At 47.2% G+C, this 22,788-nt stretch carries 12 protein-coding genes and 1 riboswitch; of the genes, 3 read left to right on the top strand and 9 right to left on the bottom strand.

The genetic code is table 11. The annotated features are described in order from the left end of the window. Window positions 1-50: 50 nt before the first annotated feature. From MHI06_RS13300 to MHI06_RS13265, 8 genes are all read right to left on the bottom strand, one after another. Window positions 51-7,496 carry a fibronectin type III domain-containing protein gene (locus tag MHI06_RS13300; protein WP_340401780.1) on the bottom strand — a complete coding sequence of 2,482 codons (7,446 nt, stop codon included), beginning with the start codon at window positions 7,494-7,496 and terminating at the stop codon, window positions 51-53. A 156-nt stretch (window positions 7,497-7,652) separates the two neighbouring features. After that, a complete protein-coding gene (locus MHI06_RS13295) occupies window positions 7,653-8,675 on the bottom strand; it encodes an SDR family oxidoreductase (protein ID WP_340401779.1) in 1,023 nt (340 codons plus the stop codon). Window positions 8,676-8,772: 97 nt separating this feature from the next. Beyond that, on the bottom strand, window positions 8,773-9,198 hold the full coding sequence (locus MHI06_RS13290) for a cupredoxin domain-containing protein (protein WP_340401778.1): 426 nt from the start codon (window positions 9,196-9,198) through the stop codon (window positions 8,773-8,775). Window positions 9,199-9,403: 205 nt separating this feature from the next. Beyond that, a complete protein-coding gene (locus tag MHI06_RS13285; protein WP_340401777.1) occupies window positions 9,404-10,357 on the bottom strand; it encodes a DMT family transporter in 954 nt (317 codons plus the stop codon). Window positions 10,358-10,464: 107 nt separating this feature from the next. Next, window positions 10,465-10,575, bottom strand: a riboswitch (purine riboswitch). Between the two features lie 97 nt (window positions 10,576-10,672). Beyond that, on the bottom strand, window positions 10,673-12,886 hold the full coding sequence (locus MHI06_RS13280) for a DEAD/DEAH box helicase (RefSeq protein ID WP_340401776.1): 2,214 nt from the start codon (window positions 12,884-12,886) through the stop codon (window positions 10,673-10,675). Then, entirely contained in the window at window positions 12,883-14,226 is a 1,344-nt protein-coding gene (locus MHI06_RS13275; protein ID WP_340401775.1) for an ATP-binding protein, read from the bottom strand. Before MHI06_RS13275 ends, MHI06_RS13280 begins: the two co-directional genes overlap by 4 nt. A gap of 6 nt (window positions 14,227-14,232) precedes the next feature. After that, entirely contained in the window at window positions 14,233-15,795 is a 1,563-nt protein-coding gene (locus MHI06_RS13270; RefSeq protein ID WP_340401774.1) for a TerB N-terminal domain-containing protein, read from the bottom strand. A gap of 196 nt (window positions 15,796-15,991) precedes the next feature. Beyond that, window positions 15,992-18,532, bottom strand: a complete 2,541-nt coding sequence (locus MHI06_RS13265; protein WP_340401773.1) for a diguanylate cyclase — start codon at window positions 18,530-18,532, stop codon at window positions 15,992-15,994. Between the two features lie 167 nt (window positions 18,533-18,699). Here MHI06_RS13265 and MHI06_RS13260 point away from each other — a divergent pair, with 167 nt between their 5' ends. Next, window positions 18,700-19,830 carry an IS110 family transposase gene (locus MHI06_RS13260; RefSeq protein WP_340401698.1) on the top strand — a complete coding sequence of 377 codons (1,131 nt, stop codon included), beginning with the start codon at window positions 18,700-18,702 and terminating at the stop codon, window positions 19,828-19,830. A gap of 388 nt (window positions 19,831-20,218) precedes the next feature. Here the strand turns inward: MHI06_RS13260 and MHI06_RS13255 are convergent, their stop codons facing one another. Further along, window positions 20,219-20,809 carry a biliverdin-producing heme oxygenase gene (locus tag MHI06_RS13255; protein ID WP_340401772.1) on the bottom strand — a complete coding sequence of 197 codons (591 nt, stop codon included), beginning with the start codon at window positions 20,807-20,809 and terminating at the stop codon, window positions 20,219-20,221. 313 nt (window positions 20,810-21,122) lie between these two features. On the opposite strand from MHI06_RS13255, the gene MHI06_RS13250 reads away from it, so the two are divergent. Then, a complete protein-coding gene (locus MHI06_RS13250; protein WP_340401771.1) occupies window positions 21,123-21,920 on the top strand; it encodes a Nif3-like dinuclear metal center hexameric protein in 798 nt (265 codons plus the stop codon). A 409-nt stretch (window positions 21,921-22,329) separates the two neighbouring features. Next, complete coding sequence (locus tag MHI06_RS13245) at window positions 22,330-22,755, top strand: DMT family transporter (RefSeq protein WP_169481765.1); 426 nt, start codon at window positions 22,330-22,332, stop codon at window positions 22,753-22,755. Window positions 22,756-22,788 lie beyond the last annotated feature (33 nt).

Below are 22,788 nucleotides of genomic sequence, written 5' to 3'. Positions count from 1 at the left end.
CATTACCCTTTTTTATCATATTGGCAACCTATTATAGCATTAAAAACTATTCAAGCGGTAATGACTTGCATCAGCTTATTTAAGCGGAAGATCAGCGCTGCGGCTTCGGATCGGCTTAAGTGCTGCATAGGGCGGAAGCTGCCGTCTTCATATCCGGTAATCATGTACAAACCTGCAAGCTCCTCTACTTCTTCTTTGGCCCAATCGGATACATCAGTCTGGTCGGTAAATACTTTTGGGGAAGTCAGCCTTTCCGGTCTGATTTTACGGACAACGTTCGCTATAATCTTGGATGCCTGTTCACGTGTCACCAGCGCATGCGGAGCGAATTTGCCATTCCCCATACCTTGAACCATCTCATGATGAACTGCTGCCGTGATCTCAGGAGCGAACCAATCATCGTCGTTAACATCATGAAATCCATGCTGCTCATTGGCTGATGTGTCCACACCCATCAATCGTACGATCAGTGCGGTGAACTCTGCACGTGTGATTGGACGGCGCGGTTCGAAGTGAGTTTCGCTTACACCTTGAATGATATTCTGTTCTGCCAGCCAGGTGATCTGGTCTTTATTGAACGTTTGGCCGATATCGATAAATTTGATATTTTTTGTGCTAGGTTGCTCAGAGGGTTCAGGTAGTGAACTCACCTCATCGTCTTTGACCGAAGTACCTGTTGGATTTGGTGCTACACTGCCACCGCCCCAGGTAGATGGTGGATACGGCAGAGTCGTAGCTGCTGCCCGATTGCTTTCACTTTTTTCACCTGCTGAATTCTCCGTCCATACTTCCACCTCATAATGCTGCTCGGCATTCAGCCCCGTCCATATATAACTACGCTCCGTGCCACGGTAGATCTCACGATCTTTATGGGTAATCACAATCACTTCATTCATCGATTCCAGTTCCCAAGTTAGCTTAATCGTATTAGTACCTTGCGCTATGGCTGCTACTGTAAGTTCCTCGGAAGGCAACGTCTCGAATTCCGGAACCTGAAGCGCCTCACCCTCACCTGCCTCATTAAATGGAACGATTGCAAAGTCAGCATAACGCTCTGCACTGTTTAATTCAGACACATGTATGGATGTCTCCATTGTTGTTCCCACAAGCTCTTCATTTCGATAAACTCGATAACCCGCAGCACCAGGAATCAGCTCCCACACAATATCTGCACCATACATGGAACGCCCCTCTACTACAGGAGATGAAGCAGCATTTCCGGGCAAAGTCATGGCATGAAGGTAATAACCACCAACACTACTGCCCGAGGCATTCATGGTCTTGACCGTATAAATATAGTTCACGCCTGGTTCGAGTCCCTCATCATCATAGAACAGTTCGTCTGCCGGAACACGAGCAATCTCCACACCATCCCGCTCAATGATAAACTGATCGGCGCCTTCGACCCGGCTCTGTTCCAATAAAAGACGAATGTGGTCCTTCGCTGAATGATACTCCACTTTGACAGGCGCTACTGGTTTGGTCAGAACGGAATACGCCAGCTTCTCCGACGCTTCTCCCTGATCATTTTCCGTGTAGATTTCAATTTGATACCGATTGCCTGCATCCAGTTGATTTAAAATAAACTCTCTTTGTTTGCCGCGGTATACTTCAGTACCATCTAGCATTACAACGAATGTTTCGTTCACATAAGGAAAGTCCCATTCCAATTTAACGTGATCTGTCTCCGGATATATCTTCATTTCCAGTGAATCAACATGAGGTAGAGTGTAAAAAGCGGTCACAGTCATTGGGCTTCCTGAACCAGCCGTATTATAAGGAATAACCTGCACCTGATCATATCGGGTCGCACTCGCCAGATGGGTTAATCTCATCTCTGTGATATCCTCTTCTTCAATCGTGGTGATGATCTGATCTCCGATACGTATCGTATATCCCTCCGCACCTTGTACCTTTGGCCAAGAGATTAATCCTTCCTTTTCCCCAATCATGCTTGGATGTATAGGTTCAATAATGGTCGCAGGCAATGTCCGCAATTGAACTTCAAAACCGGAATCACTCTCCCCCGCTGCATTGGATGTTTTGATGGTATACGTGTATGTTTCTCCTGCTGTTAGTCCATGATCTTCAAATGAAGCTTGATCTGCTGGAATCCTCGCGACTTGCACGCCATCCCTCATAATGATGAATTGCTCTGCTCCCCGTGTGGAGCTTCCCGTCAGGTCAAGTACCGCCGACTGATCTGTGATGTAGGCTATACCTGCCGTCTGAGGCGCGATGGGTTTCGTTAAAACCTGAATTTGAATGGGCTCCGACCGATGACCATCTTCGTTAATGGCAACGAGTTCGAATTCATACACTGTGCCATCCAGCATACTTTTGAGATGTACAGACTGGTCAGATACGCTCTGTACCTCTCCCGTTACCTGATTGTGAATTTCATAAGCAGCCGCTCCTTTTACAGCATCCCAAGCCATATCCAACGTATGTGTTCCAACTTTCACCGTGATATCATCTGCAACCAGTGGCAACGTTTGAGTCATTACACTGAAAGTAAGCGGCGCACTCGTTCCACTCCCATTGACTGCCCGAATCACGTAAGTGTATTTCGTTCCTGGGGATAGATCTTTGTCTACGAACAGCGTCTCACTCGAATCCATCTGAGCGATTTCTCTTCCATCTCTTTCAATAATATAATGATCTGCCCCTTGAGCACCTGTATTGCTAAAATCCAGACCCAGGCTGTTTTTTGTCACATCATATACCGCAAGCTTAACGGGTTTCTCAGGCAAAGTCAGCAAGGATACATCCGTCGCTTCAGATCGAGTCCCCTGTCTGTTGACAGCCCATAGTTGATAGCGATGCCACGTTCCATCCTGGAGCCCTGTAATCGTCGCTTCATTCTCCATTCCTCTATAGATCTTCTTGCCATTCTGCTCAATCACGTATTCAGCGGCACCTTCCACGACAGACCAGGAAACTTTTGCATGATGTACTCCTGGATCAACAAGTACTTCGGCAGGCGACACAGGTTTAGACAATCGGATGAGCTGCGCTGTCTCACCTGGACCAGAAGCATTCGTAGCTTGAACTTCCAAAGCGTACTCTGTACCTGGCAATAATCCCTCAACCGTGTAGACCAGTTCTGATGTTCTGCCCACTTCTGTTCCATTGATTTTCACAATATAGAGATTTGCCGTATCTACAGCTTGCCATGCAAGTCCCATACTCGTTTCACCAGTCGATGTGACATTCAGTCCTTCCGGCCTGCTGGGTAGCGTAAGAATTGTACTACTGTTTGATGCACCGTACCCAGCAGCATTGCCTGCATGTACTTCATAGGTATATTCACGACTGCTTGTCAGATGGTTGACTGCAAGTTGTGTATCTGATATCTCACGACTCTGCCCATCGATGACCACCCGATATTTTGTTGCCCCAACGACAGGCTCCCAGCTCAAGATCCCTCCCTGTTCAGTTACTTGAACAACGTGAAGTCCCGACGGGCTCTCCGGTCGTGTTGTTCCTGATACTGAACTTCGCACACCTTGCCCACTTCCGTTCACCGCTTGAACATCCAGTTGATATGATGTTCCTGAACTCAGTCCCGCAAAGACCCATTCTTGGGTTCCGGCAGGAACCGTTCCCGACTTCTCTCCATTCAACCATAATTCATAACGATCAGCTCCTCGTACTGCTTCCCAATTCAGACGAAGGCTCGCTGTTGAAGCATCTGATACCTGTAAGCCGGACACCTGCCCAGGTAACGTCTTGAGCAAAGGTAATCCTGCCAACGGCCCTGGTCCTGTCTCATTTCCGGCAATTAACGCATAGCTGTACTCCGTTCCGCTATCCAGACCCGAGTCCAGATACTCCGTCTGCTCTCCTTCATATATAGCTGTTCCATCGCGTGAAAGATCATAATACGTTGCAGAAGTCACCGTCTCCCACGTTAATGAAATATCATGCTCCCGAATCTGAACCGCCATAAACTCACCGGGCACTGCCGGCAATGTGAGAAATCCAGTTCTACTGCTACCGCCTGCTCCGCTTTCATTCATTGCCGTTACCGAAATGCTATGAATGGTTCCTGGAACGAGGTTGCTGATATAGGGAAGACTAGCGAGGTCAGATACCGTCTGATCAAACACGGTGATACCATCCGAAGTAGCTGCGATGATGCGGTAAGCATCTGCTCCCCGTACTGAATCAAATTGAATTTCGGCCAAAGTGGGCTGGGAATCTACTTTTCGAACGTGCAACGTTCCTGGAGCTGCCGGGGTGGTCAATACATTAGCGGTGGCTGCATCACTTACTCCGGTATGGTTTCTCACTCTAACTTCATATTCATAGACCTGGCCACCACTTAAGGAGTGATCAATTATACTGTGGTTAGGATAATCCAGTGTCCATGACTGTCCTGTCGTTTTATTCGTTATCTCATACTGATATCCATCGGTATACCTTTCACCCGTCGGCAAGTCCACTGTAAGTTCAGCTGATGTCTCTCCGATCTGCGTCATTCTCACACCACTCGGTTGCTCGGGCTTACGTTGAATCTGATAAGTTGAGGATGTTGTCTCATATGTATTACCAGCTCTGTCCATGGTTTTGGCATGGATGTACCAGATACCTTCCGATTCAATGGATAATTTATGCTCGTCAGAACGAGCTTCAAGCCAGTGATCCGGTGATTCTGCACTGTTCGTAACCTGATAGAATCGTTCCAGCTCCTGAATGCCTGAGTGGGCGTCAGCATACTGAATGGTAGTGGATATGTCCGTGTCCGTCCAGCCATGACCGTTCGGTGTAAATGTAATCGTGGGAGCAATCTGATCTACATAGGCGATTCGACTGACTTCCTTGCTCACATTGCCAACTGTATCCCTTGCTCGGGCCCGAATGGTGGTAGCCCCGTTCGTGCTTACTGTACCCGTATTGCCTGTAATATAAGGGGCATCGTTCAGACTGTATTCATACGATATCGCTCGTTCATCCACACTTCCAGCGATGGTGAATTGCACATGTTCTTTGCTCCATCCTGATGCACTTATACTAATCACCGGATCGGTTGGAGCTGTCTTGTCGATTCGAACCGTAGCCTGAGCCAACGTACTGATATTTCCTACATGGTCAAGCGAGCGTGCATATACGATCGTTTCTCCCTCATCGGTAACCTTCACTTCGCCCGTGTAATCGAGCCAGGGACCTTGTTCGTTAAGTCGATATTGGCTCTTGGCAAGCCCGCTGCCTGTATCTTCTCCGCTATGTATTGCAAAAGATACATCCTCATTCGTCCAATCCTCTTCACTTAATATAATCGTTGGTTGCTCAGGCCCAGTCTTGTCGATTCTAGCTGTTGCCGAAGTGGAAGCACTGACATTGGCCGCCCGATCAACACTTCGTGCATAAATCTCGGTTATCCCTTCTTTGTTCAGTGTAAAAGGGGTCCTGTAGTCGATCCATTCTCCCTCGCTTCCAAGCTTATACTGTGTCAGACCAATGCCACTCGCTTCGTCCGTACCCTCTGTCAATGTCACGATTACCGCAGCTTTTGTCCATTCTGTCGGATTCAACGAGATGACAGGTGGCGTTGGTGCCGTCCGATCTACCCTGGCTGTCACAGCTGTTTCCTGTCCCGTATTACCGAACGCATCAATACTGCGTGCCATAACAGTTGTGTTGCCTTCACTGTTTACGGTAAACGGAGCGCTGTATTCACGCCATTCTCCTGCCGGACCGACTTTAACTTCAGTCTTCTGAGTTCCGCTCAAAGCATCCTTTCCTTCTCCAACCGTGACCAGAACATCTTCCTTTGTCCATGTGGATGGAGTGACTGTAACGGAAGGAGCAGTTGGACCCGTCGTATCTTTAATCATCTCTCCAGCGGATATATACGGGGTCTGTATCCCTTCGCCATTCAGGGCCGCCACAAATACTTCATATTTTCCGTCCGCGAGTCCGGTCAGGGCAAACTCTGTACGTGTGGAAGTTGTTGTTCCTGATGCAAGGACCTGCCCGCCTGGACTGACTATTTCCGTTTTGTATTGGGTGCCCGCAGGGTTGCTATTATTATTCCAACTCGCTGTAACAGAGTTGCCTGATTGTGTCACAGCCGCAGTAGCGGGTGGATTGGCCAATGTATATTTTGTGGATGGACTGGAGTACCCCGTGAAGGAACCACTTGAATTTTTGGCACGTACAGCAAAAGAATAACTCGTATTCGGAGTGAGGCCTGTCACCTGCCGACTGTTTGACGTACCTGTATCCACGATCTGATTGGTTGTCATATTCTTCAGTTCATACGTAACGGATGCATCATTGGCCTTCTTATCCCAGTTCACAGTCAAGTTATTAGGGTTAACCAGTGTATACGTCGGCGTTCCAGGCACAACAAAACTCCTTACCGTGAAGTTAACGGTTCCTGCCGAGGATACCCCACCTTTGTCGTCCATGACCCATACTTGCAATGTGTGCGTGCCATCTGGCAGGGTATCAGGCAACGTGTAATTGGTGTTGAACGACTGATTCGAACCCGTCGCAGTCATCTGGGTCAGAATGTTCTCTGACCCACCATCAATGGACCATTTCACGGTCAACAAGTCGCCTACATCGGTGTCTCGCGTTGTACCGGAGATCTGCAGTTGCTCGCCTTTATAATAGGTTTGACCCGAAGAGGGTGCTGTTAGTGTAAATGAAGGCGGAACATTTTTGGGGCCAATCCCCACAATGGTCGAAAATTTGCGTGAAGCCTGATTCGCTGTTGCCTTGGCATTCCACCAGAACTGTGCAGCTGTATCACTCGCCGTCACGGTCTGGCCTGGACTGAATGTCGAAGGTGAAGAACCCCCTGTAAGTTGCGCGCTGTCCGGACTGCTGTACTGGCCCATATATATGCGGTCTGCATTTACAACATTATACGTATTCGCATAAAAAGCCGTGACCTGAACACCGCCGCTATAATTGCGCCATCCATTCTCAATGACTTCAAACGGAGAAGCATCATTGCCATTCACCATCGTGTCCCAATAAAATGTTCCACCCAAATTCAGTGCCGACCCGCTGCGATTGATGGCTTCCAGTTCCACTTTCATGTAACCGCCCTGTGATGTGGCGTTGACGATGGATACTCGCAAAATATATTCGACATTGTCCTTTTGCCGGGACATTTCAATCACATTATTGTTAATTCGGTAATAATTAAGCGGTAATGTTTTGAAGTTCACGGGTGATCCATTGTGGTCGATAATCGTAGATACATTCCCTGTATCGCCACCGTAAAATACATTCGTGTTCGGTAGTAATACAATTCTGTATTTACCGTCACTGTTCATCTCCACTTTCACTTTGGAGGACTGTACAGCCTTCATGCTGGATGTATCGGCTACAACCCCAATCGTTTCAACCGTTTCAGCCATTACCGTGGCTGCACCCCATTCAAGTAACAGGGCTTGAGGTGATAATAACGCAAAGGCCAGCACCACTTTGGTTAACTGTTCGGCTTGTTTCTTCACACGTTTTCCTGATTTCTTCAACGTCTGCTCTCCTTTTTGGCACACCAAAAAAGGGAGGCACCCCAACAAAGGAACGATGTCCTAAGTTGGGGTGCCTCCCCTAACAAGTGTCATTTTTTCTTGATTATAACGATTCAGCTCATGAATGTAAACAGTTGATCATGAACGCCTTACTTCTCATTTCTCATCTCTGATCTTCAGTAACGCCTCGTCCAATGTGCCAACGACCTTGTCACACCACACATCAAATTCCGGATCTTCGGTCTGTAATTCAGGATGCTCCAGAATGTGCTCAATCGTACTTCGAATGCCCTGATCGGCTCTTGTAGTCGCTACAAATTCCGGAACAAGCCGTTTCAGCTTACTGTTATCGAATACAACGGTATTGGCTTTGTCACCTAGCAACCCGCCGCGCAAATCCTGGTCACTGCATGCTGCCAAGAACTCGGAGGGTACATGTACCGCATGAAGCTTAACGCCCAGCACGCTGGCTATAATCTCATGAATCTGATTCCACGTGACGGATTCATCTGAGGTGATATGTACCGATTCACCAATGGCATGGATATTTCCCATCAGCCCGATAAACCCTTTGGCAAAATCAGTATTGTGCGTAATGGTCCACAGTGATGTGCCATCTCCATGAACGATAACGGGTTTTCCTTCACGTATGCGCTTGAGAACCTGCCAACTGCCTTGAGCACCATGAACTCCGAGAGGTACGGATTGGTTCCCATACGTATGGCTCGGACGCACAATAGTCACCGGGAAACCTTGCTCGCGGTATTGTTTCGTCAGATAGTCTTCACACGCAATCTTGTTGCGAGAATACTCCCAATATGGATTCGATAATGGCGTCCCTTCCGTGATCCGGTAATCAGCCAAAGGAGTCTGATACGCCGATGCTGAACTTATAAAAATAAACTGCTTCGTTTTATCCTTAAACAAACGGTAATCTCTCTCCAATTGAGACGGTACAAAGGCGATAAAGTCTGCCACAACATCGAATTCCAGATCAGCAATCAGTTCCGCTACACGTGCCTCGTCATTAATATCGGCTTGAAGTACGTTGACTTCTGCCGGCAACTCATCGTTCCGATTACCGCGATTAATCAAATAAAGCTCACAGCCTTGCTGTGCAAGCATCTCCGTAATGGCCGTACTGATGGTGCCTGTCCCTCCAATAAATAGCGCTTTCATTTTCGCCACCTCCTGATCGATTTTACCCACTTTTCCATGATATCACGCACCAAAAAAAGGAGCAAAGCTCGGTGACCCGAAACTTTGCTCCTTCTGCTTATACGACCTTAATCGTTGCGTATATCATGTACATACCGCAGTGAATCTCGTATTCGCCCTTCGGCAGATCTTTGTCGACCGTATAATAATTAGGCCCCTTTTGCATGTATAGATCCATGCCAAGCTTTTGTGATCCCACCGATTTGACATGTGTAACCGACCGGGTCAGAATAAAGTTAATTTTAGTCGGTACGCCAGCTTTCACCTCGATAACGTCTGGTCCAAAACCATCGTTGCTCACGTCCACATCAATGACTTCATATCCCTTCAAATCCTCCGGAGTATCGGCTTGTGCAGTTACCGCACTTCCCGATCCCGGGGATAAATCTTTGCCCATAAAATAAACTAGAAATGATCCAAGCAATACGACTACAGTCAAGCCCAGCGTTAACCAAGGCCATGTTTTTCCTAACCAGCTTTTCATATAAACACTCCTCATTCGATGTCCCATCAATAATCAATCAACAGACGGATGTATTCTTTAAGCATACCTGATTCGCATGACAATGAAAATGACCCCTCTGGGCTATTGTGTTTGAGCAAAAATATTTCAATAAAAAAAGCCTGATTTCTCAGGCTTTACTACGGTTATTCCCGTTCATGCTTCGCCATATCCCTTTTCGTATAACTCAGGAATAGATCGGGGTACTTCGACTTCGTCTCATGCGTAATTTGTACAACTCTGGCAGGGCTACACCAATGAGCACAATGATAACCCCGAACCATTGCAATCCGCTGACATGCTCATGGAGCACGATAGAGGATAGCAGTACTGCAATTGGAAGCTCCACTGCACCCAGGATTCCGGCCATGTCACCACCAATATGTGGAACGCCGATAGCGAACAATACTGGCGGAATGAAAGCCCCGAAGAATCCAAGCAACAATCCAAATACAAGCAACTGGCTCCAGATCAATCCGTTAAAGAGGAATGTCGGTGGGAACAAAATGCACAGCAGGATCAATCCGCCTGTAACCATCCACGCACTGCGGAAGGCCGGATGTGCCGAAGGAACTGCTTTGCCGCTGAACAATACAAACAGGGAATAACTAACGGCTGCCATTAGTCCAAGAGCAATACCCAGACCGTTGAACTCACCCAGTCCCTGTTCCAGGAAACCGGCTGCCAGCAAAGTTCCGCCGAACAGAATGATCAACGTCAGGAACGTGACTTTATCTGGACGTTGACGTTTGCTAATCGCCTGAATCAATACGCAAATCCATGTGAACTGGAACAACAGGATTATGGCAAGTGAAGCCGGGATATAACGTAAAGACTGATAATACACGAGACCTGTGATTACTGTTGGTGTTCCGGCAGCCATCAATAACAGACGTTGTTTCCACGTCAACCGTTTGAATACCTGTGCCACGGCTCCTGATGATTTGCCATTTGCCTGTGACTTGCGTTTGGTTCTAAACCGTGTGTATAGCGCGAGCATCCAGGATAGAAGAAAACCCGTGATCAGCTGTGCTCCCACAACCTCTCCAAGTTTATATCCTTCGCCGTACGCCAGAACCACAATCGTGGATAATATGCCATAGCTCATCGCTCCCGCCAGAACGGACAGATAATATTTCATTGTGAATAAACCTCCTGATGATCAAAAAAGTACGTCCGCATGTTTGGTTCATGCCAAGGTCACAGACACCATGCAAATGCAAAAAATCCTAACTATGAGCAAGGAATACATCGATTCCTTGGCATCGTAGTTAGGAAGTATAGGCTTCCCGTAGAGACCCTCGCCCTGTGTACACTTTCGGCCTGCGAGGTTATACGAAATGATATATGCAATTTGATGTAATTCGTGTGTGACGACTTTTCATATATTACATGGGAGGTGAGATGGTGTCAACCCTATTCCGTATAAAAATATTATTACGTAAAAACGTTATGTTCACTTGAAGCCTGAAGAGTCCCATTCCAATGTTTGCTGTAAACCTGCCTTCAATCCATCCAAATCCAGCCCATCTACGGCAAAAGCCTCACGGATCAAAGGCGGCGCGACGAATTCATCATACTTGCCCAGATAAGGTGCTTCGTCTTCAGCAAGTAACGCAGATGCGTCTTCAGCCGTCCGACACTCACTCATAATCTCGGCTAACAATGTTCGTTCATCGACCTTGCCCGACACCACAAAATAATAGGGCTCCATAGGCACAACCGAACGCAAGGCAAGTTTCTTGGACAGGTTATGCTTCATCAGTCGTTCCAATGTACGGAACGATTTACTTCCCACCCAAGGAAGAACATACATCGAATCTCCCCCTGCCGGAATGACGACCTGCTTCAGCAGACCGCTTTCACGAGCGAGTCGGCGTGCCCGTTCCAGTCGATTGACGGCTTGCGGTGACAGGTAGGGATAGATGGTCGAGTCGGATAACACTTCACGCATTTTCTGTACCACCGACGTATGAATATCTCCTCCCGCACCAAGCCATAACGTATCTACTTTACCTTTGGCAGACTTCACATACACAGCCTTGTGCTTGTGATCGACCTCTTCCACTTTCCACAGTTTGCCTGCGAGCGAGAAGCAATAGCCAGGTGGGGGCACAGTTGTAATCGAACCAATCTCTTCAGATCCGTTCAGTACTTTATGTTCCTCATCGTCCTTGAAGACTGCGTAGAAGCGATAATTATTCACGATTTTCTCACCGGTCAGACCGATGATCAACGTTCGCTCCTCTGTCCATTGCAGATGATCTGTATCGATGAGGTAATTCAGGAATACCTGATATTGATCAGGTCTAATCAACGCAAATGGGGCCAGCGAAAGGATGGCTTCCGCAAGATCTCTTGGCTCCGCCTCCCCCATACTTTTCAGCATGCTCATCGTCTGATGATAGAGTACACCTATGGGCATTTTGCGAGCTTCAAGAGGTTCGACCCATTTCGTTTTTACATATAGTTCAATAACAGCAATCGCACGCATCAAAGTCCATGGCATACGTGCAGGCAATTGCGCTTCCTCATCCTCTTCCTCCGGACATACAAAAAGCATCTCCGATGCCATATCCTCTCGTCTCCCCGAACGTCCCAGACGCTGTACAAAGCTGGACGCGCTATAGGGTGCACCGAGCTGAACCACACGTTCCAGCTCGCCCAGATCGATGCCCAGTTCGAGCGTAACTGTTGCCGCAGCAACAGCTGGCCCCGATCCGGTGCGAAGGGCAGCTTCCGTCTCCTCTCTCAGCATGGCGGAGATGCTCCCATGATGCACATGGAATACATCACGTTCCTGCCTGCGAGCCGCGACCCGCCGCATCTCAAGAATGGTGACTTCTGCATCGGTACGGCTGTTGGTGAAGATCAGCGCTTTTTTGCGATGTGTGCTCTCATAGATGAAGTCATAGTAGGCTTTGCGTGCATTATGTAGCTGCTCCGCTTGCTCTTCATCCTGTGCATCAGGAAAAGAGAAATGTTCCACCCGCAATCGCAGCTTGCGACCACCTGGGGAAGAGACTACATCGACACCCTGCTTCGTTCCCGCAGCCAGCCAAGATGTAGCCGCATCATAGTCACTAAGTGTAGCGGACAAGCCCACTCTTCGCGGTGCACAGCCAGCCATACGCTCGATTCTGGCAAGTTCGCTGAGTACTTGAATGCCCCGATCTGCTCCCATAAAGGCATGTACCTCATCGATGATGATATAACGTAGGTCATGAAACAGCGCCGGGATCGCATTCGGTCGATTCATGAGCAGACCTTCCAGCGATTCTGGCGTTATCTGAAGCACACCGGAGGGGTTCTTCATCAGTTTTGTTTTCTCTGCCTGAGGTACGTCCCCGTGCCAATGCCAAACCGGAATATTTCCTTCGGATAGCAGATCCTTAAGACGTTCGAATTGGTCATTAATCAGGGCTTTCAGAGGTCCAATGTACAAAATGCCAACCGATTTGGAAGGCCGTTCATACAGCTCGGTCAATGCAGGAAAAAAAGCCGCCTCCGTCTTGCCGGAGGCCGTTCCTGCCGCAATCAGCATATGATGCGGGGTATGAAAGCAAATATTGCAGGCTTCAATCTGGGCAGGCCGAAGCGATTCCCATCTTTTTTTATAAATAAATTCCTGAACGAATGGCGCAAGCCGGTAAAATGGATTATCACTCATAATTCAAACTCCGCCAGGAAATCGTCCAGATCATCTGCATTTGCGGAAGCATCTGCCCCTTTACCCGTTTCCTGGGGTTTGGCAGCCCGTTCACCAAGTAATTGAGTATAAGTCACTTCAGGATTCTGGTGGAGCGTATGCAATACATCCATAAAGTCGCGTACCACTTCACGTGTGGTCAGCAATTCATCCGCACCCAGTCGGTTCACCGCCGTTTGCATAAAATCAACCAATTGTTCATCCGTTAGACTCGTACTGTATCCAAAATGTAGGGCATGAATCTGTCGCAGCTTCTGAAGCAAAATCAGAATCTCTTCATGCGATAACATCGCCAGTTTCAGGATCGGGCCTGTATAATTCGCGTACGCTTTGGTTGCATAACGACCATCAATAAGCCTGGAGCGAAGCGCTTCATAGCTGTATAGTCCGCGTCGTTCATCCTCCACAAATTGCGGCGTACCGCCCACAAATATGCCCAGGTGCTCCGCTTTGCCCTGCATGGTATCATTGAACATGGTCAGCAATTTCTCATAGTTGCTTTGACGGGAGATGCTGTTTGTAATTTTGTACAGATTCACCGCTTCATCAATGAACAACAACAATCCTTTGTACCCAATGCGCGCTGTGAATTCAGACCATAATTTGAAGTAGTCATACCAGTTGTCATCGTCGATAATGACCCCAACAGCCAGTTCTTTTTTCGCTTCCGTTTTGGTTGCAAATTCTCCTCGAAGCCAGCGAAGCGCCGCCTGTTTGCGATCATCATCAGCCAGCTTGTACCCATTCCAATAAGATGCCAGCACCTTGGCAAAATCAAATCCGTGAACCAGATTCTGCATCTCCCCCGTCACCGCATAGATCTGCTTCTCTACTTCCAACGGCAGAGCGGGATCATCCGGTCGCAAGTTCTGACTCTGCATCGTGGATTGTTGCAACCCTGCGATCCATTTTTGCAAAATCGGCTCCAACGCTCCCCCATCCGGGCGTGTGCGTGTAGACAGACGAGTCATCAGTTCGCGGTATGTAGCAAGTCCCTGACCTTTGGTACCCACCAGTCGTCGCTCAGGTGACAGATCCGCATCTGCCACAACGAAATCCCGATCCATCGCATAATTACGAATCATTTGCAAAAGAAAGCTTTTTCCGCTGCCGTAACGACCCGTAATGAGTTTAAAAGCTGCGCCGCCCTCAGCGATATTGTCCATATCCCGCAAGATGGCTTCCACTTCCTGTTTCCGGCCAACGGCAATCTGCTCCAGTCCAATTCGCGGGACAACACCAGCTGTCAATGAATTTACAAGTGCGGTGGTCAGCCGCTTCGGTATTTTAAGTTCTGTCACTGCGTATCACCTCTTCACATGTTCGAACACATCTATATAATCAGGAACAATCCGATCACCATCAATCAGAAGATCACCGATCGTTTCCATAGCCACATCATTAATTTCATCCAGCAGAAGCGTAGGCATCGTTCCATATTGCTCAGCCAGACGCATCAGCTCCGTATCTGGACTTGCACCAAGTAGAACATGAATCGTTTGCACCTGCTGAGGGGAGAGTTCCTTGGCAAAGAGCAGCCATTCTTCATCCAGATCAGCCTCAGCAGACTCGTCCCACTGCAACAAAACTGATTTTCCTGATGCTTCAGACGATGCTGTATCATCAACGAATGGAACTGGCTCTTTAGAATCCTCTGGTAAACTTGCCAGATTTATTTCGATCGTTGTGCTGTTTACGTCCTTATCTTCAAAAGTGGAATCATCCTCAATCGTAAGTGCCAATCGTACGTACTCACTTTCCTGCTGTAACGATGCCAATTTCTCCGTATCAATACGAATCACCGGTTGCTCCATAGCCTCAGCCTGCTCGGTCGCATATGCTTTGTCCAGGTAACGTTCAATCAGATTCGCAAGTTCGGGTTCAAGAGTCTGTCCTCGCAATCGGCCTCTGAATCCGAGCCGTTCACGAAGTTTATTTTCAGTACATCGATAGATCCGCGTAACCATCTGCACAAAATCAGCCTGTTCACCTATGGGCATATATCTGAACGCTACCGATCTTCCACAGATCGAATCATCATAGACTGCTTTGCGAAACAAAATACGCTCCATCGTGCGTTCATCGTTAGGATTACATTCAGGCAACAGTCCAACTTGTCGCGTACGTTCCAGGTACGAATCAACCAAGGCCATGACCCGCGGGATGTACTGCTCCATCACTTCTTTGCCGCCATCTCTGTAGAACTTACTGAGTGTAATATCGTAATCATAATATCTTTGCAGCATATTCAGCGAGATATCCGATACTTTTTCCTGTAAAATACGTTGCAGCTCCCTATCCAGCATCTCTGCTGGCAGATATCCACCCGAAAGGACCATGACCTCGGATAATGACACCTCCATCTGATGGACCAGCACATAATCGACCATCCACTCTTGCATATATATATTTAATTGGGGCAGCCGTTCACGGTAGTTCACCCATAGCTGCTTCAATTGATCATAACCATCCTGAGGATTCTGCCAGCCAATGCCGTTTATTAACTCGTAGATATGAACAAATAGATAGGACAGATCGGTATCCGGGTATCTCCCCTGACGTACTTCTTTCCTCCAAAACATATACCACTTGCGTTGGGCTTCGTTCATCACGCCATACGTTGGCCAGTAACTCATAAAGGGAACCCACGGGCATACATCCCCCTCCATCGCTACCCACTGCTTTGCTTCCTCCACAAAACGTTTCTCTGAGGACAATATGCCTCCACGATGCTGCATCGTATCATGTGCAGACTGCATAATGGTTGAACGATCAGGAACCGGAACTGCTGCTGTTTCAGGTTCTTCACTCAGATCTATCTCCATAAATTCCAGTTGTCTTGAATTGTCTTTCATAGAACGTTGTCTCACCCTCCTCCAAGACAGAATACGAACAAGTGTATCCATAGGGAACATTATAACACTTGTCCTGTGTCTGCGGTGACGAAATTAAGACATTCCTGGAACCAAAAAAAGAGAGCATTTCTGCCCTCTTTTTGGTTCAACTCTATAAGACTTTGATAATACAGGTGTATTCCTTTCAGCAGTAAGGGTACATACCCTAAAATCAGACAACGATCGCCCGATTCTTCCCTTCACTTTTCGCTTGGGCCAATGCTCGACTCGCTTTTTCGATCAGTTCGGATGCATTGGAATTCTCATCTGGTACCAGTACTGCACCACCGACACTAACAGTGACGACTCCACTCGGACCGGATGATTCCCTTTGAATCTGTAGAGCCAGCACATGTTGTCTGATCTCTTCCGCAAGTTTGGCTGAATATTGTGACGTTGTGCTCTTCAATTTCAGCATAAATGTACCTCCGCGAAGACGAGAGATCTGCGCTTCATGCTGTTCGCTAACCACGGTAAGCACCTCACCGATCCATTGCAGACACAGGTCGCCTCCTTGAAGGCCATATGCTGCATTATACGAACGGAAATCATCAATATCTATAATGAGTAGTCCCAGACTGCATTTTTCCTGTAAACAGTCATCCCAGTCAGTCTGAAGCTGTGACTTGAACACCGTCTGAATCGGCATATCCGTTAACGGATCTGTCGTCAGATAACTCTGCAGCTGGCTCGTCGTTTCGGTGTAATTGTCCTGTTCATGGTGGGACGTTCCACTGTGCAGTAGGACCATCACAGATGGCTTGCCCGCATGCGTAACAGAAGCAAGTGTAATTTCAAGCAACAATGAGGTACCTGCCGCTGTGGTAAAATACGACTGGCTGGTGATCAAACTTGTGTTATTGTGCTTTAATTCCTCAAAATTCTGTTGCAACGTGACTCTTGTTTTATCCGGTACAAACTCTCTGAAGTCCTTGCCCGTCAGGCTTTTGGCACTCTCGAACCCGAGCAGCTCAGCAGACTTCGTATTACAGTAGATAATCTGACCGTCAGTCAAAGTAAAGAATGCCACGGGCGAGTAATCCATTAACTGCAAATAACGCTGTTCATTTTGTCGCAAAATACGAGCATTCTGCAGCGCCTGTTCTTCGGCCTGAACCAACTGGTTCTCTGTCTGCCGACGTACAATGGTTTTGAGTAAAGGTAACACGCTCAGCTCTTTGGATGTCCATGGATACGAAGTTGATTTTACAACCTCACGCCATTTCTCGAATGATTTACGCGGAGATAACCGCATGCCATCATCCGTCTTGAGCACTGCCTTCGCGGGGTCACCCGCCCAATCGACAACCTGGACGACCTCAGGTCGGAACCAGAGCATGTAGTTATGCTGTCCAGGCGAAATGGCAACATAAATAACCCCTGAAGCCTTATCCTGATAAGCTTTGGACGTCTCATACTCCAAACTCAGTTTCGACGTATGATAACTGTAATCCTCGGACTTTCCTGCAAGCCAACCTGCCAGTTCACGAATCTGTCCGCTGTTTGGCGTTTCACCATACAACAACAACTTGTCCTGGTAACAGATTGCTGCTCCGGCAGCACCCATCAGATTTAACACCGTCTCTTCTTCTCCCTGTAATTCCTCAAGTACTCGGGCAGGACTTGTGTTACCGATAAATATATTGGCCATTCGTGAAGCGGCTTCACGTGATTGGATCTCTGCTTGATAATCATCGAGTTGCTGACGCTGGAACAATTCATTCGAGAAGAACGCACCCAGAAAATTGCACAGATTCCGTACGCGATGGGGTACATATCTGGCCGAATAATGATGGCATGTGATGAGTCCCCACAGTTGATTGTTATGAATAAGAGAGATCGTAACGGTCGCACCTACACCCATATTATGCAAATATTCGATATGAAGAGGAGATACGCTGCGCAGGACCGAAAGACTCAAATTTAGCGGTTTGCCTGTGAGCGGTTGGAGCGTAGGCACAATCTCTACGGGTGTATAATTGACATTCACAATGGTTCGCAACCAATTGCGAAGATACAATTCCCGAGCCTGTTTTGGAATATCCGAAGCCGGATAGTGGTGCCCAAGGAATGGTTCGAGTTCTTGTTCACGTGCTTCAGCAATAACTTTACCATTCCATTGCTCGTCAAACTCATAGATCATGACTCGGTCATAACCGAGCATTTCCTTCACCTGTTCAGCCGCAATCTGACTTGCTTCCACGCGACTGTCTGTACTTTTGATCCGACCAAAGAATCGGGATATCCACTCAAAGTCGGTAGTTTCCATGTTTTCTTTATCATAAAAAGGCTCAATCTCCAGAATGAGCAGCCCTTCACTTTCATGAAGAACAGATGAAAATATCCGGTCCTCACCGGATACTTTAATGGTCAGATCCATGTAATGCAAATCAGAGGTTACAGCTGCATTGAAGCTGCTACCCAACAGTTTGCGTACATCATGCTCGCCGATCAGATTTTCCAAAGGCATGCCCAAAACGTCTTCATAGGCAATACCCAGTTGGTCCTCCGTATTTTGGCTACACTGAACAATGGTTGGCGTATGACTGGTATTGATGGCCAAAAGTACACCATGAGGTTGAATAAAGCCGGGGATATGAATCGGTTCTTTATCACAGTTATTCAGGTCTATCGGATCATTCGTGTATGTTCCCTGTTGAAGCAATGTGCGGTTCAATAAATTTTGTTCTTTCTTGGACTTCGGTTCGGCCATAGCCAGGAAAATCTCCTCTCATGATGTTATATAAGTTATTATGAACGAAAATGAGCTCCCCTTTATGCAAAACCGTGGGTTATCTTGGCAATACTGTCCCAGTAAAGAAACCAAATCCAAACTGGACTGCCTAAAAACAGAGCCACATTGCAAAGGAGAGCTATACAATGAAGTCTGTCACAAAATATGTGGGTTTAGACGTATCTAAAGAAAAAATTGCCGTTGCTGTCGCGAACGAGGGCCGTGAGCCTGCTTATTTTATCGGGATGTTCCCCCATACAGAAAAAGCGGTTCGTAAGTTTATTCAGACCTTGACTCAGGATGGTAGCTCACTTGAAATTTGTTATGAAGCAGGTCCTACCGGCTACGCATTGTATCGGTTGCTTACAAAGATGGGCATTTCCTGTTCGGTGATTGCTCCGTCGCTTATCCCTTCTCGTCCAGGCGACCGGGTGAAAACGGATCGGCGGGATGCTTTAAAGCTCGCACAACTTCTTCGTTCAGGTGAGCTACAGGCTGTCTACGTTCCCACCGAAGCGGATGAAGCCTTGCGCGATTTAGTTCGTGCCCGGGAAGATAGTAAGGAAAATCTGCTTCGCGCTAAACATCGTTTAACGAAGTTCCTTCTTCGCCATAGTATTCCTGGACCCGAAGGGGTTCGTCGCTGGTCGGTGAAATATTGGTCCTGGTTAAAGGTGCTGCGTCTTCCTAATGCCGTTCAGCAGACAGTTCTTCAGGAATACATTCATACGATTCAAGAAGAGATGCTACGCCTAGAACGCTTGGAAAAATACATGGCTCAAGAAGCTCAGAGTGGCCCACGGGCTTCCCTCATTACCGCTTTACAAGTTTTGCGCGGCGTGGCTCTAATCACAGCGATCACGCTGGTGGCAGAAGTCGGTAGTTTTCTTCGGTTTCCAAAAGGGAGTTCGTTTATGAGTTACACCGGACTCGTTCCCAGCGAGTACTCCACCGGGCAAACGACGCGTCGAGGAGCCACAACAAAAGCAGGCAATCGGCATGTACGCCGAGCTGCTGTTGAGGCTGCCTGGAGCTATCGGTATCAGCCTGCCTTGAAAGGGAAATTGCTGCAGCGACAACAGGGTCAGAACGCTGAAGTGTGTGCCATGGCTTGGCACGCTCAGGTTCGTTTACACGAAAAATATCGAAAGCTCCTTTCCCGGGGCATGAACAAGAATAAAGTCATTACCGCAATTGCAAGAGAACTCAGCGGATTTGTTTGGGCAATTGCTTCTCAGATCGAAACCCAGCAGCGCGTTGCAAATCAAACGACGTAGTGCCCTCTTTCTTAAAACCTCGTTTAAAAAGGAAACGGTTTTTCATGTGGAGGGTTGAGCCTTGAAGGTGAAAGGAAAACACGTAGCAGAAGAATCCACGGCGTTCAACTTGCGATAAGAGCTCTTGGCTCCGAACTCGCGATTTAAGTTTATCCGGCAGCTTCTGCGCGACGTAGGGATTACATGTGGTAACCAATCCACGAATATCAGATTGCTCAACGTCAACGAGCCGTTTTCACCTTCGGGGCTGAGCCCTTAACTTTGCTTCAAAACGGAGCTGTGAAAGGAGTTTCTTAAGGCGCCTTTGACATTTTCGTTCATATCAGTTGAATTAATGATTACTTCAACTTATATAGATACCTTTTAAAATATGAAAAAAAAGTCCGCCCTACGTATTAATCCATTGATCTAACAGTCGGAATGTCTCTGATGCACTGTGTACCATGTTGTCATGATCTTCTGGAGTACTGATGGACTGCTGCAGCAAACCCATAAACTCGCTCCATCTTGTTCTTGTCTCTGAGCCGTAAGCATTGAAATATTCCAAACCACGATCAGCCTCAATGGGCAGGAACTGCGACAAACGTTTGGTCATAATCTGTCCACCGTTCGTGGACCCCTCAATTACATACAGATATCCGAACAAACGCGCAGGTGTTGAAATATCCGGCAGTTCTTCACAGAGCGGAAGTTGGCTGATTTCCTCTTCACTTGCACCCAGATTTCGTAAATCTTTTTCCAACAGTCCAGCCTTGCCTCTAATCTCGATATCCAATCCTGTACTCCCCCAGAAAGGCTGCTGTACAGCTTGATCTTCCAGCGGTTTCAGGAATCCATAAAATTTCTCTAAATATGTTCTATATTCTTCTATAGTCACAGTTTGATTCATAATGGCTTTCGCATAAGGGTTCTGTTCTACTTGTCTATGATAATGAGCTGTCTCGCTCTTCAGACGTTCCATAATATTTGTTGATGTCATCGTAGTTATCCCCTTTCACAATCTGTTCTGTTGTTGCAAATGAATAGAAACTGGTTTCGTTGGAATCAGCTCCATTTAACGCAAACAAAGACTCTATGTAAGTATACTTATTCTTGTTTGAGAAAACTATATGAATCCAACATCCGTACACATCCAATACATTCCTCCGTTGTTATCATAACTGACTGTAAACTGTATGTTCTAGTATTAACCACAAACAGTAAAAATGACCCCTATAATCTGGAAGGCAGTAGATTTCAGACGTCAACATGGTACACTACCTTTATATCCTGTCATTGGAGGAATGCCCCCTATGGACCTTACTGTTCAAGACATTGTACTTCATCTCACAGAAAACATTGAATTGCCGGAAAACACGGTGGATCAGCTGATTACGGGCTCACTTGATCGAAAGGTCACAGGTATTATCATTGCTTTTATGCCCACACATTATGTTATTGAACAAGCCATACAGCACGGTGCTAACTTGATCATTGCGCATGAATCTCCGTTTTATAACCATCACAGTCATACAGATTGGCTTGCAAATGATTCGGTATATGTGGACAAAAGGAAATTGATCGACGAAGCAGACATTTCCATCTATCGCTGTCATGATATCATCCACCGGTTTCAACCGGATGGCATTACCGAAGGATTGATTCAGGCATTGGAGTGGTCCTCTTATGTGGAGCAACGACTACCGGAAGCAGACATCCTTTCTTTTCTGGAAGGAAGTACCGTTGAAGCTATTGCTCACCATGTGAAAAGTTGCCTTGGGATCGAGTATGTACGCGTTGCAGGCAATGCAGAAATAGTCTGTAGACGCGCAGCGGTATTGGTAGGTTTTCGTGGCAATGGTCATGTGACGATTCCCCTGATTCAGAATAGCCAATTGGATCTCATCATCGCTGGAGAAGGATTCGAATGGGAGACACCGGAATATATCCGTGATGCCGTGCAACAGGGCAAGTCCAAGGCACTGATCATGATCGGACATGCCGAGAGCGAGGCTTCGGGAATGAAGCTTTTGGCACATAGTTTGGCAGAACGTCTTCCTGAATTGTCAGTTCGTTTTGTGGGCGAGAAGCCTTTGTACACTGTGATCTAATATTATGATTGGTTTGTACGGAGAGGATCTAACTGATTCGTTCTAATCTCATTGCCCCGCGTACCTCGGAGCTTTGCATACTTTCTACGCTCCGGGGTCAAGTCGGCAGATTCTCGTTTCATTTCTTGGATAGCTAACGAACCTGACACACTCTATGTAGCGAATATTTTCCGATTTTCAAAAGTAACGAATCGTAGACACCCTATTCCTCCATTTCCCCTGTTTTACCGCCCCTTTCTACCCGCCTGAGCATATATGCCGCGTATCTCTTCATGCCCCATCTGGATTTTCCGAGTTCTTTATTGTACTCTAAATGCTGTGACTTCAGAGCTCAGGACATTTGTCCTTGGCGTTCGGGGTGAGTTTATCATTAAATAGAAGTCGAAGTGATTGAATAAGGAGAGTACATATGAGAGGAATTATTTTTGCATTACTGGGTGGTGCTTGTATCACACTACAAGGGGTTGCCAATACTCGGATTAGCACCGACATGGGCACATGGCAAGCCGCTACGATTACACAACTGACGGGATTCATACTAGCGGCGCTCATCCTGTTGTTCGTTCGTGACACCAACCTTCAAGGACTCAAACAAGTAAAACCTATGTATCTGGCTGGAGGCGCTTTTGGCGCGGTCATTATTTTCAGCGAAGTAACGGCCATTCAGCAAATCGGGGTTACGTTCACGATCTCGGCCCTACTGATCGCTCAGCTGTTCCTGACTTTTCTGGTGGATAGTAACGGATGGTTTGGCGTGGTGAAACAAAAAATGAAACTGCCGCAATTTCTGGGCATTGCCTTAATGGTGGCTGGTGTTATCATTATGAAACTATAGTTTTTGAGAATGATTGGAACATATAGTCGGGGG

It is taken from the genome of Paenibacillus sp. FSL H8-0079 (assembly GCF_037991315.1).
Classification (GTDB): Bacteria; Bacillota; Bacilli; order Paenibacillales; family Paenibacillaceae; genus Paenibacillus.
The sequence above is the reverse complement of the archived record's forward strand: the minus strand, read 5'-3'. Positions and strand labels throughout refer to the sequence as shown.

Bases quoted from the DNA above. Each gene is read 5' to 3' on its own strand.
- MHI06_RS13295 (WP_340401779.1), bottom strand. From the start codon at position 8,675: ATGAAAGCGCTATTTATTGGAGGGACAGGCACCATCAGTACGGCCATT.
- MHI06_RS13280 (WP_340401776.1), bottom strand. From the start codon at position 12,886: ATGAGTGATAATCCATTTTACCGGCTTGCGCCATTCGTTCAGGAATTT.
- MHI06_RS13265 (WP_340401773.1), bottom strand. From the start codon at position 18,532: ATGGCCGAACCGAAGTCCAAGAAAGAACAAAATTTATTGAACCGCACA.
- MHI06_RS13255 (WP_340401772.1), bottom strand. From the start codon at position 20,809: ATGACATCAACAAATATTATGGAACGTCTGAAGAGCGAGACAGCTCAT.
- MHI06_RS13250 (WP_340401771.1), top strand. From the start codon at position 21,123: ATGGACCTTACTGTTCAAGACATTGTACTTCATCTCACAGAAAACATT.
- MHI06_RS13290 (WP_340401778.1), bottom strand. From the start codon at position 9,198: ATGAAAAGCTGGTTAGGAAAAACATGGCCTTGGTTAACGCTGGGCTTG.
- MHI06_RS13245 (WP_169481765.1), top strand. From the start codon at position 22,330: ATGAGAGGAATTATTTTTGCATTACTGGGTGGTGCTTGTATCACACTA.
- MHI06_RS13285 (WP_340401777.1), bottom strand. From the start codon at position 10,357: ATGAAATATTATCTGTCCGTTCTGGCGGGAGCGATGAGCTATGGCATA.
- MHI06_RS13260 (WP_340401698.1), top strand. From the start codon at position 18,700: ATGAAGTCTGTCACAAAATATGTGGGTTTAGACGTATCTAAAGAAAAA.